The 2,500-nt window shown below is 54.9% G+C and carries 1 tRNA gene and 2 rRNA genes (1 of these 3 cut by a window edge); all 3 read right to left on the bottom strand.

The window, feature by feature from the left end:
- Positions 1–77: transfer RNA gene (locus Abci_RS13605), tRNA-Met, on the bottom strand.
- 26 nt (positions 78–103) lie between these two features.
- Positions 104–219: ribosomal RNA gene (gene rrf / locus Abci_RS13610) — 5S ribosomal RNA — on the bottom strand.
- Between the two features lie 114 nt (positions 220–333).
- Positions 334–2,500 (bottom strand): 23S ribosomal RNA (locus Abci_RS13615); it runs 573 nt beyond the window's last position.

Below are 2,500 nucleotides of genomic sequence, written 5' to 3' on the forward strand. Positions count from 1 at the left end.
TGGTTGCGGGGGCAGGATTTGAACCTGCGGCCTTCAGGTTATGAGCCTGACGAGCTACCGGGCTGCTCCACCCCGCGGTGGTGATTTTGGAGTGGTTTGGAAGACCTGGCGGCGACCGACTTTCCCACGACTTAAGTCGCAGTATCATAGGCGCTGGGGGTTTTCACGGCCGAGTTCGGGATGGGATCGGGTGGATCTCTCCCCGCCATGGCCACCAGGTCATCCAAACCACTTTTGGGGTGGTGTGGACGGTTGGGTGATGAGTGTGTGACGTGTTTTTTGTGTGTGTATGGATGATTTCTGTGCATGGTCTCTGAGGTTAGTCAGAGTGAAGAGAGTGAGCCTATTGGGCGATTAGGACCAGTTAGCTGCACGCATTACTGCGCTTTCACACCTGGCCTATTGACGTGATGGTCTATCACGGCCCTTAGGGAGACCTAGTTTTGAGGTGGGTTTCCCGCTTAGATGCTTTCAGCGGTTATCCCGTCCATACTTAGCTACCCGGCTGTGCCACTGGCGTGACAACCGGTGCACCAGAGGTATGTTCATCCCGGTCCTCTCGTACTAGGGACAAATCCTCTCAAGTCTCCAACATCCACGGCAGATAGGGACCGAACTGTCTCACGACGTTCTAAACCCAGCTCACGTACCACTTTAATCGGCGAACAGCCGAACCCTTGGGACCTGCTCCAGCCCCAGGATGTGATGAGCCGACATCGAGGTGCCAAACCTCCCCGTCGATGTGGACTCTTGGGGGAGATCAGCCTGTTATCCCTAGAGTACCTTTTATCCGTTGAGCGATGGCCCTTCCACGCGGGACCACCGGATCACTATGGCCGACTTTCGTCTCTGCTCGAGCTGTCACTCTCGCAGTCAGGCGGGCTTATGCCATTGCACTCGACAGCCGGTTTCCGACCGGCCTGAGCCCACCATCGCGCGCCTCCGTTACACTTTGGGAGGCGACCGCCCCAGTCAAACTGCCCACCATACAGGGTCCCGGATCAGGCTAACTGACCGCGGTTAGACATCAGAAAAATTCAGGGTGGTATTTCAAGGATGGCTCCACGGGAACTGGCGCCCCCGCTTCAAAGCCTCCCACCTATCCTACACAGAATGTCTCTGATGCCACTGTAAAGCTGCAGTAAAGGTTCATAGGGTCTTTCCGTCTGACCGCGGATACCCCGCATCTTCACGGGGAATTCAATTTCGCTGAGCCGATGCTGGAGACAGCGGGGAAGTCGTTACGCCATTCGTGCAGGTCGGAACTTACCCGACAAGGAATTTCGCTACCTTAGGACCGTTATAGTTACGGCCGCCGTTTACCGGGGCTTCAATTCAGTGCTTGCACACCTCCTCTTAACCTTCCGGCACCGGGCAGGCGTCAGGCCCTATACGTCGTCTTTCGACTTCGCAGAGCCCTGTGTTTTTACTAAACAGTCGCTACCCCCTGGTCTGTGCCACCCGCCCATGGTTGCCCACGAACGGGTCTCGCTTATCCCGAAGTTACACGAGTAATTTGCCTAGTTCCTTCAGCATCGTTCTCTCAAGCGCCTTGGTATTCTCTACCAGTCCACCTGTGTCGGTTTCGGGTACGGTCTATATGCCAGAGCTATTTCCTGGAATGCGCAAAAAGCCAGACCAATCCGATAAGGACTGACAACATTTTGCATTCGTCACTTCTGGCAGGTTCAGGAATATTCACCTGATTCCCATCGACTACGGCTTTCGCCCTCGCCTTAGGGGCCGACTAACCCTGCGTGGATTAACCTTGCGCAGGAACCCTTGGACTTTCGGCGACAGTGTTTCTCGCACTGTTTGTCGCTACTCATGTCAGCATTCGCACTTCCGATATCTCCAGAGAGAGTCACCTCGTCTCCTTCACAGACTTACGGAACGCTCCGCTACCGCGCATACATAGTATGCACCCACAGCTTCGGCACGTGGCTTGAGCCCCGTTACATTTTCGGCGCAGGGTTTCTATTAGACCAGTGAGCTATTACGCTTTCTTTAAAGGATGGCTGCTTCTAAGCCAACCTCCTGGTTGTTATGGAATCCCCACATCCTTTCCCACTTAGCCACGATTTAGGGGCCTTAGCTGGTGGTCTGGGCTGTTTCCCTCTCGACAATGGACCTTAGCACCCACTGTCTGTCTGCCGAGCTCATACTTCCGGGTATTCGGAGTTTGGTTAGGTTTGGTAAGGCTTTGGGCCCCCCTAGCCCATCCAGTGCTCTACCCCCCGGGGTAATACTCGACGGTCTACCTCAATAGATTTCGCGGAGAACCAGCTATTTCCGAGTTTGATTGGCCTTTCACCCCTAACCACAGCTCATCTCCGACTTTTTCAACAGGCGTGAGTTCGGCCCTCCAGTGCGTGTTACCGCACCTTCAGCCTGGCCATGGCTAGATCACTCGGTTTCGGGTCTTCTGCCAGCAACTATGCGCCCTATTCAGACTCGCTTTCGCTACGCCTACACCTATCGGCTTAAGCTCGCTGCAAAC

It is taken from the genome of Acetobacter cibinongensis (assembly GCF_000963925.1).
GTDB classification, from domain to species: Bacteria; Pseudomonadota; Alphaproteobacteria; order Acetobacterales; family Acetobacteraceae; genus Acetobacter; species Acetobacter cibinongensis.